At 72.3% G+C, this 15,721-nt stretch carries 16 protein-coding genes and 1 riboswitch; of the genes, 8 read left to right on the plus strand and 8 right to left on the minus strand.

The window, feature by feature from the left end; genetic code table 11:
• Positions 1–10 precede the first annotated feature (10 nt).
• Positions 11–586 carry a TerD family protein gene (locus K7C20_RS18375; protein ID WP_030075543.1) on the minus strand — a complete coding sequence of 192 codons (576 nt, stop codon included), beginning with the start codon at positions 584–586 and terminating at the stop codon, positions 11–13.
• A gap of 186 nt (positions 587–772) precedes the next feature.
• Here K7C20_RS18375 and K7C20_RS18380 point away from each other — a divergent pair, with 186 nt between their 5' ends.
• The 4 genes from K7C20_RS18380 to K7C20_RS18395 all read left to right on the plus strand — a co-directional run bounded on the left by K7C20_RS18380 (position 773) and on the right by K7C20_RS18395 (position 4,304).
• Positions 773–1,312 (plus strand): BlaI/MecI/CopY family transcriptional regulator, encoded by a 540-nt coding sequence (locus tag K7C20_RS18380; RefSeq protein ID WP_053209551.1) that lies wholly within the window; start codon positions 773–775, stop codon positions 1,310–1,312.
• A gap of 3 nt (positions 1,313–1,315) precedes the next feature.
• Positions 1,316–2,281, plus strand: coding sequence for a M56 family metallopeptidase (locus K7C20_RS18385; protein WP_053209550.1), 966 nt, complete (start codon positions 1,316–1,318; stop codon positions 2,279–2,281).
• A 142-nt stretch (positions 2,282–2,423) separates the two neighbouring features.
• Positions 2,424–2,672 (plus strand): hypothetical protein, encoded by a 249-nt coding sequence (locus K7C20_RS18390; protein WP_245171391.1) that lies wholly within the window; start codon positions 2,424–2,426, stop codon positions 2,670–2,672.
• A gap of 303 nt (positions 2,673–2,975) precedes the next feature.
• A complete protein-coding gene (locus K7C20_RS18395) occupies positions 2,976–4,304 on the plus strand; it encodes an LCP family protein (protein WP_030075547.1) in 1,329 nt (442 codons plus the stop codon).
• A gap of 212 nt (positions 4,305–4,516) precedes the next feature.
• Here K7C20_RS18395 and K7C20_RS18400 read toward each other — a convergent pair whose 3' ends face one another.
• A complete protein-coding gene (locus K7C20_RS18400; protein ID WP_030075548.1) occupies positions 4,517–4,789 on the minus strand; it encodes a DUF1876 domain-containing protein in 273 nt (90 codons plus the stop codon).
• A 218-nt stretch (positions 4,790–5,007) separates the two neighbouring features.
• On the opposite strand from K7C20_RS18400, the gene K7C20_RS18405 reads away from it, so the two are divergent.
• The gene (locus tag K7C20_RS18405; protein ID WP_030075549.1) at positions 5,008–5,739 is read left to right on the plus strand and encodes a DUF4097 family beta strand repeat-containing protein; all 732 of its coding nucleotides are present in this window, start codon (positions 5,008–5,010) and stop codon (positions 5,737–5,739) included.
• Between the two features lie 89 nt (positions 5,740–5,828).
• Here the strand turns inward: K7C20_RS18405 and cobN are convergent, their stop codons facing one another.
• Positions 5,829–9,431, minus strand: coding sequence for a cobaltochelatase subunit CobN (cobN, locus tag K7C20_RS18410; protein WP_030075550.1), 3,603 nt, complete (start codon positions 9,429–9,431; stop codon positions 5,829–5,831).
• Between the two features lie 34 nt (positions 9,432–9,465).
• Positions 9,466–9,626, minus strand: a riboswitch (cobalamin riboswitch).
• Positions 9,627–9,762: 136 nt separating this feature from the next.
• On the opposite strand from cobN, the gene cobG reads away from it, so the two are divergent.
• The 3 genes from cobG to K7C20_RS18425 all read left to right on the plus strand — a co-directional run bounded on the left by cobG (position 9,763) and on the right by K7C20_RS18425 (position 13,570).
• Positions 9,763–11,121, plus strand: a complete 1,359-nt coding sequence (gene cobG, locus K7C20_RS18415; RefSeq protein WP_245171388.1) for a precorrin-3B synthase — start codon at positions 9,763–9,765, stop codon at positions 11,119–11,121.
• A gap of 176 nt (positions 11,122–11,297) precedes the next feature.
• Positions 11,298–11,930, plus strand: a complete 633-nt coding sequence (locus tag K7C20_RS18420) for a precorrin-8X methylmutase (protein ID WP_030075552.1) — start codon at positions 11,298–11,300, stop codon at positions 11,928–11,930.
• Between the two features lie 2 nt (positions 11,931–11,932).
• Complete coding sequence (locus tag K7C20_RS18425; RefSeq protein WP_030075553.1) at positions 11,933–13,570, plus strand: precorrin-2 C(20)-methyltransferase; 1,638 nt, start codon at positions 11,933–11,935, stop codon at positions 13,568–13,570.
• A gap of 69 nt (positions 13,571–13,639) precedes the next feature.
• Here the strand turns inward: K7C20_RS18425 and K7C20_RS18430 are convergent, their stop codons facing one another.
• The 5 genes from K7C20_RS18430 to K7C20_RS18450 form a co-directional block, all read right to left on the minus strand.
• Positions 13,640–14,020: a PIN domain-containing protein gene (locus K7C20_RS18430; RefSeq protein ID WP_030075554.1), complete on the minus strand. Its 381-nt coding sequence runs from the start codon at positions 14,018–14,020 to the stop codon at positions 13,640–13,642.
• Positions 14,017–14,274: a hypothetical protein gene (locus K7C20_RS18435; protein WP_053209549.1), complete on the minus strand. Its 258-nt coding sequence runs from the start codon at positions 14,272–14,274 to the stop codon at positions 14,017–14,019. The genes K7C20_RS18430 and K7C20_RS18435 overlap by 4 nt, the downstream gene beginning before the upstream one ends.
• A gap of 87 nt (positions 14,275–14,361) precedes the next feature.
• Positions 14,362–14,571: a DUF397 domain-containing protein gene (locus tag K7C20_RS18440; protein WP_030075556.1), complete on the minus strand. Its 210-nt coding sequence runs from the start codon at positions 14,569–14,571 to the stop codon at positions 14,362–14,364.
• A 22-nt stretch (positions 14,572–14,593) separates the two neighbouring features.
• The gene (locus K7C20_RS18445; protein ID WP_030075557.1) at positions 14,594–14,803 is read right to left on the minus strand and encodes a DUF397 domain-containing protein; all 210 of its coding nucleotides are present in this window, start codon (positions 14,801–14,803) and stop codon (positions 14,594–14,596) included.
• Entirely contained in the window at positions 14,800–15,621 is an 822-nt protein-coding gene (locus K7C20_RS18450; protein ID WP_030075558.1) for a helix-turn-helix domain-containing protein, read from the minus strand. The genes K7C20_RS18445 and K7C20_RS18450 overlap by 4 nt, the downstream gene beginning before the upstream one ends.
• Positions 15,622–15,721: the final 100 nt, after the last annotated feature.

Here is a 15,721-nt window from a genome sequence, read left to right on the forward strand (position 1 = left end):
GGCGCCTCACTCAGACGTTGACGCCGAAGTCCGCCGCGATGCCCGCCAGGCCGGAGGCATAGCCCTGGCCCACGGCCCGGAATTTCCACTCCTCGCCGTGCCGGTAGAGCTCCCCGAAGACCATCGCGGTCTCGGTCGAGGCGTCCTCGCTCAGGTCGTAGCGGGCCAGCTCCGCCCCGTCCGCCTTGTTGACGACGCGGATGAAGGCATTGCGGACCTGGCCGAAACTCTGTCCCCGGCTCTCCGCGTCGTGGATGGAGACCGGGAAGACGATCTTTGCGATCTCGGCGGGCACTCCGGACAGCGTGACGTCGATGGACTCGTCGTCCCCCTCGCCCTCGCCGGTCGTGTTGTCGCCGGTGTGCTGCACCGAGCCGTCGGGGCTGGTGAGGTTGTTGTAGAAGACGAAGTGGGCGTCCGAGACGACCTTGCCCGCCTCGGTGCACAGCAGCGCACTGGCATCCAGGTCGTAGTCCGCGCCCGTCGTCGTCCGTACGTCCCAGCCGAGGCCGACCGTGACCGCGGTCAGTCCGGGCGCTTCCTTCGACAGCGAGACGTTGCCGCCCTTGGCCAGCGAGACTCCCATGGCTTCCCTCCAGGTGTTGCCTGCATTCCGGGTGAGCCTCGAAAACTACAGGAGTGTAGAAGTACGGTGCCGGGAATCTGCGGCGTCCGGCTACGCCCGAACGGACCACCGCCCGGATCCGGCCACTCAGTAAGATGCCCCGACGTCCCGGCCCGCGGGACACCCGGCGCGACGGGAGGCGACGGTATGGGCGGGAAGGCCTTCGGGAACTTCGGCGGCTCCGGACGGGAACGCGCCCGCAGGCGGGGGCAGGGCCAGCTGGAAGCCCAGGTCCTGGACGCGCTGCACCACTCGCCGGGACCGGTCACCGCCGCCTGGGTACAGGAACGGCTCGGCGGCGACCTCGCGTACACGACCGTGATGACGATCCTGTCCCGGCTGCACGCCAAGCAGGCCGTCACCCGCGAGCGCTCCGGCCGCGCCTACGTCTGGACCCCGGCCGCCGACGAGGCCGGGCTCGCCGCGCTGCGGATGCGCCGCGTCCTGGACGGCGAACCGGACCGGGACGCCGTACTGACCAGCTTCGTCTCCGCGCTCTCCGCGCACGACGAGCAATTGCTGCGCACCCTCCTCGACCGCGACGCGGCCGACGGCCCCGGCCCGGCCGAAAGCCTCCCGACCACCGACGACCTCACGACCGCCGACGACCTGGCCGGCGCCGAGGAGCCCCACGCGGCCCCGGCCCCCGGACGGCACCACCCCTCGGACGAAGCACGCGGAGGCTGACCGGTGGGCGTCTTCGTGTTCCTGCCGCTCGTCCTGCCGCTCACCGCGCTGCCGATCGCCCGGCTCGCGGAGCAGCACCTCCACCCGCGGGCCACCACCCGTCTGCTGACCCTGCTCGCCGCCGTCCTCGGCCTGTGCAGCACGCTCTGCCTGGGCCTGCTGGTGGTCGTCGGCACCGCCCAACTGCCCGGCAATCCGCTGCCCGACGGCTGGTCGGACCCGGAAGTGCGGGCCGCGGTCCCGTTCGCCGAGGTCGCCGGTGTCGCCGCGATCCCCTTGCTGGCCGCCGCGCTCCACGTCTGCGGCGCCGCGCTCCGCCGCCACCGCCGCATCCGGGCCCGTACCCACCGCGCGCTGGACGTGCTGCCGGCCGACGCCGGCCCCGCGGTACTGCCGGACGACGATCCCTACGCCTACGCCGTGCCCGGCACCCCGGCCCGCCCCGGACGCCCCGCCAGGCCCGGCCGGATCGCGGTCTCCCGCGGCATGCTGCGCTGTCTGGACGGTGACGAGCGGCGCGCGCTGTTCGCCCATGAGCACGCGCATCTGCACTGCCGCCACCACCGCTATCTGCTCGCCGTACGCCTGGCCGGCTGCGTCAACCCGCTGCTGCTGCCGCTGCGTTCCGCGGTGGCCTTCGCCACCGAGCGCTGGGCGGACGAGGAGGCGGCGCAGGTGGTCGGCGACCGGCGGCTGACCGCCCGTGCGGTGGGCAAGGCGGCGCTGGTCGCGCGGCCCGCGCCGCAACCGGGGCTGGCGCACTTCGCGGGGCCCGAACCGGGCCCGGTGCCGCGCCGGGTGGCGGCGCTGCTCGGGCCCGTGCCGCCGGCCCGCCACTGGCCGCCGGCCCTGACCCCGGCCGGACTGGCGGCCCTGGTCGCCGCGGCGGGCACGGCCGCCTCCGCGCTCTCCGCGCTCAACGCGGCAGTAGCGCTGTTCGTTGTTCTGAAGGCAGCAACGCCGCTCTAGGGGCACACTGACCCTTGACCCTCACCGGGCCGACGCGGCGCACCGCGCTGTGAGCCGTCCGTACCAGGCAACTTCTACAACACTGTAGAACTTCCCGGTAGAGTGGCGCGCAGATGCGCAACAGGCGCGGCCGGAGGGGGAGATGGCGACGAGGTGCGGACTCCTGACCTGGGACTGCCCGCCTCCAGAGGCGGAGGTGCGATGGGTCTATCAGCCGGTGGAGGTCCAATACCCGGACGGCAGATGGCGGTTGGGCCGGATCAACGCCTGGTGGACGGACGGCGCGGGCGAACTGTGGTGCCGGCTGCGCACCTTGCCCGGCGGCGCGTGTCCGCAGTGGCTGCGTTACGACCCCGAGTCCATCCTGCTGCTGCCCAGCACCGGCACCTGACCCGCTGCCTCCTGCCGGCACCGCCGGCCGCCGCTGTCGCCCCCTCCCCCGTAGAGCAGCACTCGCATCACCAGCATCAGAAGGACCAGAAGGGCCATCGGCGTGCATGACAGGCAGACGCACCAGCAGACGGCCCGACGGGGCACCGGCGAGACACCCGGATCGTCCCGCACCACCGGCGACGCCTCCCGCGAGTCCGGCACCCGCTCGCGCCGTAAGCCGTCCGGCGGCCCCCGCGGATCCGGCGACGGCTCCGGCCGGAGGGGCGGCACGGGCGGTACAGGCGGCACGGGCAAGCTGCGGATGACCCGCCGCGGCCGCATCCTCGCCTGGACCGGCGGCACGCTCGGCGTGCTGCTGCTCGGCACGGCCGGCGTCGGGGCGTGGGTCTACCAGCACCTGGACGGCAATATCCGCGGTGTGGACATCGGGGTCGACGGCGCCCGGCCGGTCAACCTCAGCCCCGGGTCCAAGAACATCCTGGTCGTCGGCTCCGACAGCCGCGCGGGTGCCAACGCCAAGTACGGCAAGAACCTCAGCACCATGCAGTCGGACACGCTGATGGTGCTGCACATCGCCGCCGACCGTAAATGGGCGACCGCGCTGTCCTTCCCCCGCGACTCGTGGGTGCAGATCCCCGCCTGCACCCGCGGCAACGGCTCGAAGTCGTCCCCGCACCACTTCAAGATCAACGAGGCGTTCTCGATCGGCGGTGACTCCGGCAGCATCCGCAAGGCCGCCGCCTGCACGATCAAGACCGTCGAGAAGAACACCGGGCTGCGCATCGACCACTTCACCTCGGTCGACTTCCAGGGCTTCAAGGGCATGGTCAACGCGCTGGGCGGCATAGAGGTCTGCCCCAAGCACGCCATCCACGACAAGAAGGCCCATCTGGACATGGACGCGGGCTGCCAGAACGTCCGGGACGAGAAGGCGCTCGGCTACGTCCGCACCCGCTACAGCGTCGGCGACGGCTCCGACCTCGGCCGCATCGGCCGCCAGCAGGAGTTCATGAAGGCGCTGGGCGCCAAGGCCCAGTCCAAGCTCACCAGCCCCGGCGAGCTCTACGACTTCCTGGACTCGGCCACCAAATCCATCACCACCGACAACGCCCTGGCCGGCGTCAAGCCGCTCTACGACCTGGCCGCGACCGTCAAGGACATCCCCACCGACCGCCTCACCTTCCTGACCGTCCCCAACTACTACCGCGAGGCCGACGTCCCCACCGACAAGGCCAATGTGGTCTGGCAGTATCCGCAGGCCGGCCGGCTCTTCAGCGACCTCGCGCACGACCGCGAGATCGGCGCCGCCGGAAAGAAGAAGCTCGCCGAGGCCGCAAAGAACCCGGTGACCGCGCGCTCCGTGCAGGTCCGCGTCCTCAACGGGACCGGCGTACCCGGCCGGGCCGCCTCCGCCGCCGACCAGCTGCGGGGGCTCGGCTTCACGGTCGTCGCCACCGGCAACGCCCCGGGGACGGACAAGACCACCGTCACCTACCCGGCCGCACTCAAGACACAGAGCGCGGTGCTCGCCTCCCGTCTCGCCGGCACCAAGGCCACGCAGTCGGCCGAGGCGGCACCGGGCGCGGTGACGCTGACGATCGGGCCGGACTTCCCGGCGGACATGCCCTGAGAACCGCAGCCGGCCCGGGTGCCCTGGCGCGCGCGGGGGGCGCGTCATGCCGACGGGGACGCGCTCCGGCTACAGCATGCGGCATGCGGCATGCGGCATGACGCATGCCGCATCTGGGCACCGCCCGTGACCTGCCGGACGGACCCGGTACGCGGATGCCGGACGGGCCCCGGCGGTACGCGGTCGCCCCACGACCCCCGCGCCGACGTCCCTCAGACGCGCAGCCGTTCCACCGGCCGGGCCGTGTGCACCTCGATGTCGTGTGCGGCCCGCTGAAGCAGCTGGTGGCTGAGGTCCGACATCGCCCGCGCCACCGCCAGCTCGTCCCCGATGGCCGGGATGTTCTCGTCGGCGGGGTTGCAGCGCGCCGCTCCCTGGCCGACCATCTGCCCGCCGTCCTTGCCGCGCAGCCTGGCCTCGGCCCGGACCTCGCTGTCGGTCTCGGTGATGCTGATCTCGGCGTTCCATGTCTTCGTGGCAGTCACCGGAAGCCTCCTCGTCCGCCCCCATAAGCAGCCCATGAACCGCCCCCACAAAAATCCTCGCACCGGCGTCCGCGGCCCGCACCTGGGGCACACCACACCTCGGTCCGGGGGCTTTCCCCATGGTGGGGCCGTACCCGCCGCCCTAGCCTCGTCGTGGCGGGGAACCGGGCAGGGGCGCCCCCTCGCCGCACCAACTACCGAGCTTTCCGGGGGAATTCATGCGCAAGCGCGTCCGCTATATCGGGGTCCTCACGATGGCCGCCCTCGGGGCATGCGGCATCAGCGCCTGCGGAGTGCTGCCCGGGAAGACCCTGAAGGACGACGCCGTGGTGTCGAAGAAGATCACGGCCATCCGGCTGGACAGCACCTCCGGGGGCCTTACGGTGCACGGCGGCAAGGGCGGCGGCAGGGTCTCGGTCCACCGCTCGGTGAGGTACCACGGCGAACGGCCCGAAGGGGCCACGCACCGGATCGAGGACGGGGCGCTGGTGCTCGGCGGCTGTGGCGAGGACTGCTCGGTGAACTACACGGTCGAGCTGCCGAAGGGCATCCCGGTCAGCGGTGAGACCTCCTCCGGGGCGGTGGATCTGAGCGGGGTGGGCCCGGTGAAGGTGACCACCAGCTCCGGGGACATCGACCTGGACGGCGTGGCCGGCACGGTCGACGCACGGACCTCCGACGGCGGGATCACCGGACGCGGCCTGGCGGGCAAGCGCATCACGGCGCAGACCTCCAACGGGGAGATCGATCTGACCCCGGCCGTCGCCCAGAACGTCCGGGCGAGGACGTCCAACGGCACCATCACCCTGCAACTGCCGAAGGGCCCGTACCGCGTCTCCGCACAGACCAGCAACGGCGACAAACACCTGGGCATCGCCCAGGACCCGGCGGGACGCTTCCAGCTGGACCTGACCACCAGCAACGGGGACATCACCGCAAAGCCCGCCTGATGCCGCGGCATCAGGCGGGCCCGGGGGAGCGCTGACCGGGACCGGCTTCCGGCCCCGGCTCCCGACCGGGGCGGCGCAGCCCCCCGGCGTCAGTCCTCCCCCTCCAGCTCCCCTTCGGTCTCCAGGAACGCCTGCCGCAGCGCCGCCAGCGTCTCGGCGTCCGGCTTCTCCCACATGCCGCGGGACTCGGCCTCCAGGAGGCGCTCGGCGATGCCGTGCAGCGCCCAGGGGTTGGCCTGCTGGAGGAAGTCGCGGTTCTCGGGGTCGAGCACGTACGTCTGGGCGAGCTTGTCGTACATCCAGTCGGCGACCACGCCCGTGGTGGCGTCGTAGCCGAACAAGTAGTCCACGGTCGCGGCGAGTTCGAAGGCGCCCTTGTAGCCGTGGCGGCGCATCGCCTCGATCCAGCGGGGGTTGACCACCCGGGCGCGGAAGACCCGGGAGGTCTCCTCGACGAGGGTGCGGGTGCGGACCGTCTCGGGACGGGTGGAGTCGCCGATGTACGCCTCGGGGGCCTTGCCCTTGAGTGCCTTGACCGTGGCGACCATGCCGCCGTGGTACTGGAAGTAGTCGTCGGAGTCCGCGATGTCGTGCTCGCGGGTGTCGGTGTTCTTGGCGGCGACCGCGATGCGCTTGTAGGCGGTCTCCATCTCGTCCCGGGCCGGGCGGCCCTCCAGACCGCGGCCGTAGGCGTAGCCGCCCCAGACGGTGTAGACCTCGGCGAGGTCGGCATCGGTGCGCCAGTCGCGGGAGTCGATCAGCTGGAGCAGACCCGCGCCGTACGTCCCCGGGCGGGAGCCGAAGATGCGGGTGGTGGCGCGGCGCTCGTCGCCGTGCTCGGCCAGGTCGGCCTGGGAGTGGGCGCGCACGAAGTTGGACTCCGCGGGCTCGTCCAGGCCCGCGACCAGCCGTACGGCGTCGTCGAGCAGCCCGATGACGTGCGGGAACGCGTCCCGGAAGAAGCCCGAGATGCGCAGCGTGACGTCGACACGGGGGCGGCCGAGCTCGGCGAGCGGGATCGCCTCCAGTCCGTTGACCCGGCGCGAGGCGTCGTCCCATACGGGGCGGACACCCAGCAGGGCGAGGGCCTCGGCGACATCGTCGCCGCTGGTCCGCATCGCGCTCGTGCCCCACAGGGACAGCCCGACCGACTGCGGCCAGTCGCCGTTGTCGGAGCGGTAGCGCTCCAGGAGCGAGTCGGCGAGGGCCTGGCCGGTCTCCCAGGCCAGACGGGAGGGAACGGCCTTGGGGTCGACGGAGTAGAAGTTACGGCCCGTCGGCAGGACGTTGACCAGGCCGCGGAGCGGGGATCCCGAGGGGCCCGCCGGGACGAAGCCGCCGTTCAGCGCGTGCACGGCGTGGTCGATCTCGTCGGTGGTGGCGGCGAGACGCGGGACGACCTGGCGGGCGGCGAAGTCGAGGATGTCGGCGACCGCGGCCGGATGCCCCTCGGCGACACCGGACACCGCCGCCGGGTCCCAGTCCGCGTCCTCCATCGCCTGGACCAGCGCGCGGGCCGTGGCCTCGGCCTCGTCGGCCGTCGTCCGGGTCGCGGCGGACTCGTCGAGACCGAGCGCCTCGCGCAGACCGGGCAGGGCGGACGTACCGCCCCAGATCTGGCGGGCGCGGAGGATGGACAGGACGAGGTTGACGCGGGCCTCACCGGCCGGGGCGCCGCCCAGGACATGCAGACCGTCGCGGATCTGGGCGTCCTTGACCTCGCACAGCCAGCCGTCCACGTGCAGCAGGAAGTCGTCGAAGCCGTCGTCGTCCGGGCGGGCCTCCAGGCCCAGGTCGTGGTCGAGCTTGGCGGCCTGGATCAGCGTCCAGATCTGGGCGCGGATCGCGGGCAGCTTGGCCGGGTCCATGGCGGAGATCGCCGCGTACTCGTCGAGCAGCTGCTCCAGGCGCGCGATGTCGCCGTAGGACTCGGCGCGGGCCATCGGCGGGACGAGGTGGTCGACGAGGGTGGCGTGCACCCGGCGCTTGGCCTGGGTGCCCTCGCCGGGGTCGTTGACCAGGAAGGGGTAGACGAGCGGGAGGTCGCCGAGGGCGGCGTCCGGGCCGCAGGCCGCGGACAGGCCCGCGTTCTTGCCGGGCAGCCATTCCAGGTTGCCGTGCTTGCCCAGGTGGACCATGGCGTCCGCGCCGAAGCCGCCGTCGTCCGCGGAGGCCGCGATCCAGCGGTACGCCGCCAAGTAGTGGTGCGAGGGCGGCAGATCGGGGTCGTGGTAGATCGCGATCGGGTTCTCGCCGAAGCCGCGCGGCGGCTGGATGAGGATCAGGAGGTTGCCGCGGCGCAGAGCGGCCAGCACGATGTCGCCGTCGGGGTTGCGGCTGCGGTCGACGAACATCTCGCCGGGCGGCGGCCCCCAGTGCTCCTCGACGGAGTCCCGGAGCTCCTGCGGGAGCGTGGCGTACCAGCGCTTGTAGTCGGCGGCCGGGATACGCACGGGGTTGCGGGCGAGCTGCTCCTCGGTGAGCCACTCCTGGTCGTGGCCGCCGGCCTCGATGAGGGCGTAGATCAGCTCGTCGCCGTCGCCGGACACGAGGCCGGGAACCTCTTCGGTGCCGAAGTCGTAGCCGTCGGCCTGGAGGCGGCGCAGCAGGGCGACGGCACTGGCCGGGGTGTCCAGGCCGACCGCGTTGCCGATCCGGGAGTGCTTGGTCGGGTACGCGGACAGCACCAGCGCGAGGCGCTTCTCGGTGGCCGGGATATGACGCAGCCGGGCGTGCCGGACGGCGATGCCGGCGACCCGGGCGGCGCGCTCGGGGTCGGCGACGTACATCGGCAGACCGTCCTCGTCGACCTCCTTGAAGGAGAACGGGACGGTGATCAGCCGGCCGTCGAACTCGGGGACGGCGATCTGCGAGGCGGCGTCCAGCGGCGACAGCCCCTCGTCGTTCTCCTCCCAGGCGCTGCGCGGCCCGGTCAGGCACAGGGCCTGGAGGATCGGTACGTCGAGGGCGGCCAGCGCACCCGCGTCCCAGGACTCGTCGTCGCCGCCGGCGGAGGCCTCGGCGGGCTTGGTGCCGCCCGCGGCGAGGACGGTGGTGACCAGGGCGTCGGCGGCCCGCAGCTCCTCGATCAGCTCCGGCTCGGGGGCGCGGAGGGAGGCGACGAACAGGGGCCGGGCGCGGCCGCCCGCCGCCTCGATCTGCTCGCACAGGGTCCGTACGAAGCCGGTGTTGCCGCTCATGTGGTGGGCGCGGTAGTAGAGCACGGCGACCAGCGGGCCGGTCTCGTTGCGGGCCTCCCACTCCAGCGGGCCCCAGGACGGGGCCGGGGCCGGCGGGTCGAAACCGTGGCCGGTCAGCAGCACCGTGTCGGAGAGGAATCGGGCGAGCTGGTCGAGGTTGGCGGGCCCGCCGTGCGCGAGGTAGGCGTGCGCCTCGGCCGCGATGCCGACCGGGACCGTCGACTGCTCCATGAGCTGGGCGTCGGGGGCCTGTTCACCGGTGAGCACGACGACCGGCCGGTGCTGGTCCTCGGCGAGCAGCACCTCCAGGCCCTCCTCCCAGGCACGGATGCCACCGAGGAGGCGTACGACGACGAGGTCACAGCCTTCCAGCAGCGCGGGCAGCTCGGCGACATCGAGCCGGGCGGGGTTGGCGAGCCGGTACGGCACGGGACCCGTGGCCGCGCGGGCGCTGAGCAGGTCGGTGTCGGAGGTCGACAGCAGCAGAAGCATGCGAGCGCAGGCCTTCCTCGGGGTGTCCGCGCCCCGGGTGGTCGTAAGGACGGCGGGAGTTCCTGGCTCGCCCGGCAGTTTCCGGGTTCACAGTGGCGGGACCGCGCCGGATTCTCACCGGGCTTCCTCCCTAGGGCCGTAGGACCCTGCGCCGTCGCTGGCGTCGGTGGGCCAGCCGACCCACCGACCTGCATAGTAAGGGCTGTGGACGGCCGAGGTAAGCGGGCCTCCGGGCAGGCCGGACCAGGACGGGGGCGCGCACGCCGCGGGCCGGGCGCCTGGCCGGATCCGGCCCGGATCGGCGCCCGCCCCCGTGGGTATGCTCGCGGCCATGCCGCCCTCCCCCTCGACACGGCCCCAGGCCGCCGCACCGCCTCTGCGCGACCGCGGTGACGCCTGCCCGGGAGCGCTGCGGCTGCACCGGGCCGCCGACGGCCACCTCGCCCGAATCCGGCTCCCGGCCGGAGATTTGACGGTGCGTCAGGCAGCCGTCCTGGCCGACGCCGCGGACCTGCTCGGTGACGGCCATCTCTCCCTCACCTCCCGCGGCAACGTCGAACTCCGCGGCCTTGCGGAGGGCTGCGGCGGCCGGCTCGCCGCTCTGCTGCGCGACGCCGGCCTGCTGCCCTCCGAGCGCCACGAACGCATCCGCAACATCCTCGCTTCCCCGCTGGCCGGACTGGACCGCCACACCCCTTCTGACGTGCGACGGTGGGCCCGTGAGCTGGACGCGCTGCTCTGTGCGAGCGAGTCCGCGACCGCCCTCTCGGGCCGTTTCCTGTTCGTCCTGGACGACGGGCGGGGCGATGTGGCCGCGCTCGGCGGAGATGTGAGCTTGCTCGCAGAACCGGCCGGGGGCCGGACCGGACCGGCGGGCGGCGCCCTGCTGCGGGTCGGCGACGGTCCGGCGGCGCTGCGGATCGCCGGACCGGACGTACCGCGCGCCGCGCTCGCCGCCGCCGAGGCCTTCCTGACCGCCGCCGCGGCGAGCGGCAGCGGAGCCTGGCGGGTCCGCGAACTCCCCGACGGACACGGCCTGACGGCCCGGGAGGTGGCAAAGACGCTGCGGTCGGCGGGCATCGGGGCCGCGTACGTGGCCGCGGCTCCCGCCCCCGGCGCCCGCACCTCCCCGCCGTACGCGGACTCCGCCGCCCCCGGCGTCATCGAGGGCCCCGACGACGACCGTGCGCTCTCGGTCCTGGCGCCGCTCGGCAGGCTGTCGGTGGCCCAATGGCGGCTGCTGACCACGATCGCCGCCGGCGACGGCTCCGGGGCGCTGCGCCTCACCCCGTGGCGCGGCATCGTCCTGCCCGGACTGCCGGCCGCCGCGGCACCCCGCCGGCTGGCGGAGCTCACCACCGCCGGACTGATCACCGACCCGGCCTCTCCCTGGCACCGGCTCGGCGCCTGTACGGGCCGCCCCGGCTGCGCCAAGTCCCTCACCGACGTACGCGCCGACGCGACGGCCGCGCTCGCCGCCGGTGCGGCCGTCCCGGGCGGGCGGCCCCCCGGCCCGGCCCCCGAGGGCCTCCCCGTCTACTGGTCCGGCTGCGCACGCCGCTGCGGTCACCCGCACGGCACCTGGATCGACGTGCTGGCCACGGCGGAGGGCTACCGGGTAGCACTGGTGGGGCCGGACACCGCACCGACCGCCCCACGCACCGCGGCGCCCCCGCCCACGGCCCCATGAACCACAGCAACGCCAAAGCCCCATGCCCCGCCCCATAACCACCCGAGCCATGCGAACCGCCCGAGCCATGCGAACCACCTGAATTACCCGATCCACCCGATTCACGTGAACCACCCGGTCCACCTGAACCACCCGAACCACCGAGCCCTCCCGCACCCGACACCCCCGAGGCCAGAGTGACCGCGTTCGACTACGAGAAGGACGGTGCGGCGATCTACCGCCAGTCCTTCGCCACCATCCGCACCGAGGCGGATCTCGCCGGGCTGCCCGCCGACGTCAGCCAGGTAGCGGTCCGGATGATCCACGCCTGCGGCATGGTCGACCTGGTACGCGATCTGGCCTTCACCCCCGACGTGGTGGCAGCCGCCCGCAAGGCGCTGCACGCCGGTGCGCCGATCCTCTGCGACGCCAACATGGTCGCCAGCGGCGTCACCCGTAAGCGGCTGCCGGCGAACAACGACGTGCTGTGCACGCTCGCCGACCCCGCCGTCCCCGACCTGGCCGCCCGAATGGGGACCACCCGCAGCGCCGCGGCCCTGGAGCTGTGGCGGGACCGTATGGAAGGCGCCGTGGTCGCGTTCGGCAACGCCCCCACCGCCCTCTTCCGGTTCCTCGAAATGATCGAGGAGGGCGCGCCCCGCCCGGCCGCCGTGATCGGCATACCCGTCGGCTTCATCGGCGCCGCGGAGTCCAAGGACGCGCTGATCGCCCACCCGTCGAAGCTGGACCACATCGTGGTGCGCGGCCGTCGTGGCGGCAGCGCCATGGCCGCGGCCGCGATCAACGCCATGGCAAGCGAGGAAGAGTAAGCGTGAGCGAGCAGCAGGCAACCGGTGACGGCAGCGTCGCGAAGACGACTGGCCCTGGCCGCCTCTACGGGGTCGGCCTCGGCCCCGGCGACCCGTCCCTCATGACGGTCCGGGCCGTCCAGGTGATCGACCGGGCCGATGTCATCGCCTACCACAGCGCCCGCCACGGACGCTCGATCGCGCGCTCCATCGCCGCCGAGCACCTGCGCGCCGACCACATCGAGGAGGCACTGGTCTACCCGGTCACCACCGAGTCGACCGACCACCCCGGCGGCTACCGGGGCGCCCTGGACGAGTTCTACGAGTCCGCGGCGGCCCGCCTCGCCGCCCACCTCGACGCCGGCCGCACCGTCGCCGTCATCTCCGAGGGCGACCCGCTCTTCTACGGCTCCTACCAGCACATGCACAAGCGGCTGGCCCACCGCTACCCGACCGAGGTCATCCCCGGCGTCACCTCCATCAGCGCCGCCGCGGCCCGCCTGGGCAAGCCGCTCGCCGAGGCCGACGAGGTCCTGACGATCCTCCCCGGCACGCTCCCGGAGGAAGAACTCACCGCCCGTCTGGCCTCGACCGACACCGCCGTCGTCATGAAGCTCGGCCGCACCTTCCCCACCGTCCGCCGCGCCATGGAACGCTCCGGCCGCCTGCCGGAGGCCCACTACGTCGAACGCGCCACCATGCCCGGCGAACGCACGCAGAAACTGACGGACATCGACGCCGAGACGGTCCCGTACTTCTCCGTCACCGTCGTCCCCAGCCGCATCGCCGACCTGCCGCCCGCGGCAACGGCCTCGCCCGGCTGCGGGGACGTGGCCGCCTCGTCCGACGGCGCCGACGAGGTCACCGCGTCACCCGATGGTCACGGCGAGACAGCCGCATCCCCCGCCTTCCCCGGCGAGGTGGTGGTCGTCGGCACCGGCCCCGCAGGGCCCCTCTGGCTGACCCCCGAATCCCGCGGCGCGCTGGCCGCCGCCGAAGACCTCGTCGGCTACACCACCTACCTGGACCGCGTCCCGCTGCGCCCCGGCCAGCGCCGCCACGCCTCCGACAACAAGGTCGAGTCCGAACGCGCCGAACTCGCCCTCGACCTCGCCCGGCGCGGCCGTCGGGTGGCCGTGGTCTCCGGCGGCGACCCGGGCATCTTCGCCATGGCCACCGCCGTCCTGGAGATCGCCTCCCAGGACCCGTACCGCGCCATCCCCGTACGCGTCCTGCCGGGCGTCACCGCCGCCAACGCCGCCGCCGCCCGCGCCGGCGCCCCGCTCGGCCACGACTACGCGGTCATCTCCCTCTCCGACCGCCTCAAGCCCTGGGAAGTCATCGCCGAACGCCTCCACGCGGCGGCCTCCGCCGACCTGGCCCTCGCCCTCTACAACCCCGGCTCCCGCAGCCGCACCTGGCAGGTCGGCAAGACCCGCGAACTCCTCCTGGAACACCGCGCCCCCGACACCCCGGTCATCCTCGCCCGCGACATCGGCGGCCCCGAGGAATCCGTCCGCACCGTCCACCTGGCCGACCTGGACCCGCTCCAGGTCGACATGCGCACCCTCCTGATCGTCGGCTCGTCCCAGACCCAGGCGGTACGACGCGACGACGGCACCGAGGTCGTGTGGACGCCGCGGAGGTATCCGGAGGGGTGAGCCATACGGCCAGGACGGGGCTTCGGCTCGCGCAATGAGCGTGCCGGGGCCACCGTCAAAGGGGTGCTTTCAGGCGTTGAGGTCCAGGACGCGGACCGGTTCGCCGTGCCATCGCTTCGGGGCGGTGGTGGCGACGATCGCTCCGTCGGGACGGTCGGGCGTGGGCTGGGCTGCGTATTGACTGTGGGCCGGAGCCCACGTCTCCTGTCGCGCTATGGCCAGGGCGGCGGGCAGGTCCAGGCCCAGGACGGTGATGCCGGGCAGGGCGGCGAGGTGCTCGGCCGTGCCGGGTCGTGCGCGGTCGGCCTCGACGAGCGCACACGTCGGCGCGTAGAGGTACCAGCCGGGTTCGACGTGGGCGCGGTGGATGAGGCGGGAGGCGAGGACGTTGCCCTGGCCGGCTGCGGTCATCGCGGTGTCGTCCAGGACGATGTGCAAGGCGTCGCTCACCGGCCGGTCACCTGGGCCAGACGCCGGTCGAGCTCACTGTCCAAGTCCTCCTGCTGTGCCGCGGTCGGGGCATACCCGTTCCACTTCTTCAGCGCCGCGAGGGCCTTCTCCGCGCGCTCTGCACGCTCAGCCGGGGTCAGCAGGGTCTCGGCCATGCGTGCCAGATAGGCGCGCAACGACAGGCCCTCGGCGGCCGCGATCGTGGCGAGCCGGTCCTTGGCTTCCTCAGGGATACGGACATTTGCATCGGACATCATCGTGCTCCTTCCCATGCCGCTAGGGTACGGGTACGTACCCGTACCCTAGCGGCGAAGTCGGCCGATCCGCAGCTCGGACGGCACTCAGCCGAGCCAACCGTCCTTCACACCGCCTATGAAGCCCGTCCAGGCAGCGGCCGGAAACAGCAGCACAGCGCCGGTCGGGTTCTTGCTGTCGCGGACGGGGACCATGCCGGGGAAGCCGTCGGCGACCTCGACGCAGTTGTCCTCTCCTCCGTCGCTGTAGCTGCTCTTGCGCCATGCAACGCCTGCCAAGTTGGGGATCGTCTTCATGCTCTGCTGTCCTCCACTCGCCTCAGTGGAACTGGTCAGCCGTCACGCCGCCTATGAAGGCCGACCAAGCGGCGGCCGGGAACAGCAGCACAGCGCCGGTCCGATTCTTGCTGTCACGGACAGGGACCACCCCGGGGAAGCCGTCCGCGATCTCGATGCAGTTGTTGGCTCCGCCGTCGCTGTAGCTGCTCTTGCGCCACGCGGCTCCGGCCAGGTCAGATGCTGTCGTCATGGTCTGCTGTCCTCCACCAACTGCCGCATGAACACTGCTGAATCGTGCGGCGTGAGAGCCGCATCTCGGAGCCGATCGTAAGCCAGGCGATATTGCGCCACGTCCGTTGGCTCTTCGATCAAATCGCCTGACTTGTTGCCTTCCAAGTAGGCAACAGCACTGCCGTCCGCCATCCACAGCAAGGACAGCGAACCTTCCATCAAGCCGTGCAGCCCTGCGGAGAACGGAAGCACCTGAATCGTCACGTGCGGGGTAGCAGCGACTTCTACGATCCGAGTCAGCTGGTCGTACCAGACCTTGTCGTCCGGTGCCGGGCGCCGCAGAGCTGATTCGTCCAGGATGATCCGGACAGTCAGCGGCGGGTCGCGGTGCAGTACGTCCTGCCTGCCCATGCGTGCCGCGATGTTCTCTTCGAGCTCGTCGGGGCTTATGGGCGTCGGCGCCGACGACAGCACCACCCTCGCGAAGTCCTCGTTCTGCAACAGGCCAGGGATAGTGGCCACGTACGCATGCAGGATCACGGCCTTCGCCTCCAGCTGCATGAACTCCCGGTACTTGTCCTTGAAGGCGTCCAGCCGTGCCAGCCCCCACAACCGCACCAGCAGCCCGCCCGTGCCGTACGTCCGGTCCAGTGCCTCCATCACCGGCAGCTTCGAGAGTCGTTCGCCGGTCTCCAGGCGATGCAAGTAGGTGCGGTCGTACTTGATCTCGTCGGCCAGCCGGGCCAGCGACCTGCCGGACGACTCCCGTAACCGGCGGAGTTCACACGCAAGGACCCAACGAGCCGAGCCCTCGTCCTCGGAATTCTTTTCGACCATTCGCCAATTCCCCCATCCCCCTGTTGTCCCGTTCCGACGGCAACGCCAACTCCCTGTCGGAGGCGGCTCGTTGTGACGACTCTAGAACTGTGAAAGGGCT

Origin of the sequence: Streptomyces decoyicus, from assembly GCF_019880305.1 — a bacterium.
Taxonomy (GTDB): domain Bacteria; phylum Actinomycetota; class Actinomycetes; order Streptomycetales; family Streptomycetaceae; genus Streptomyces; species Streptomyces decoyicus.

Bases quoted from the DNA above. Each gene is read 5' to 3' on its own strand.
- cobG (WP_245171388.1), top strand. From the start codon at position 9,763: ATGCCGCCCTCCCCCTCGACACGGCCCCAGGCCGCCGCACCGCCTCTG.
- K7C20_RS18405 (WP_030075549.1), top strand. From the start codon at position 5,008: ATGCGCAAGCGCGTCCGCTATATCGGGGTCCTCACGATGGCCGCCCTC.
- K7C20_RS18435 (WP_053209549.1), bottom strand. From the start codon at position 14,274: ATGTCCGATGCAAATGTCCGTATCCCTGAGGAAGCCAAGGACCGGCTC.
- K7C20_RS18395 (WP_030075547.1), top strand. From the start codon at position 2,976: ATGACCCGCCGCGGCCGCATCCTCGCCTGGACCGGCGGCACGCTCGGC.
- cobN (WP_030075550.1), bottom strand. From the start codon at position 9,431: ATGCTTCTGCTGCTGTCGACCTCCGACACCGACCTGCTCAGCGCCCGC.
- K7C20_RS18380 (WP_053209551.1), top strand. From the start codon at position 773: ATGGGCGGGAAGGCCTTCGGGAACTTCGGCGGCTCCGGACGGGAACGC.
- K7C20_RS18440 (WP_030075556.1), bottom strand. From the start codon at position 14,571: ATGAAGACGATCCCCAACTTGGCAGGCGTTGCATGGCGCAAGAGCAGC.
- K7C20_RS18390 (WP_245171391.1), top strand. From the start codon at position 2,424: ATGGCGACGAGGTGCGGACTCCTGACCTGGGACTGCCCGCCTCCAGAG.
- K7C20_RS18450 (WP_030075558.1), bottom strand. From the start codon at position 15,621: ATGGTCGAAAAGAATTCCGAGGACGAGGGCTCGGCTCGTTGGGTCCTT.
- K7C20_RS18375 (WP_030075543.1), bottom strand. From the start codon at position 586: ATGGGAGTCTCGCTGGCCAAGGGCGGCAACGTCTCGCTGTCGAAGGAA.
- K7C20_RS18445 (WP_030075557.1), bottom strand. From the start codon at position 14,803: ATGACGACAGCATCTGACCTGGCCGGAGCCGCGTGGCGCAAGAGCAGC.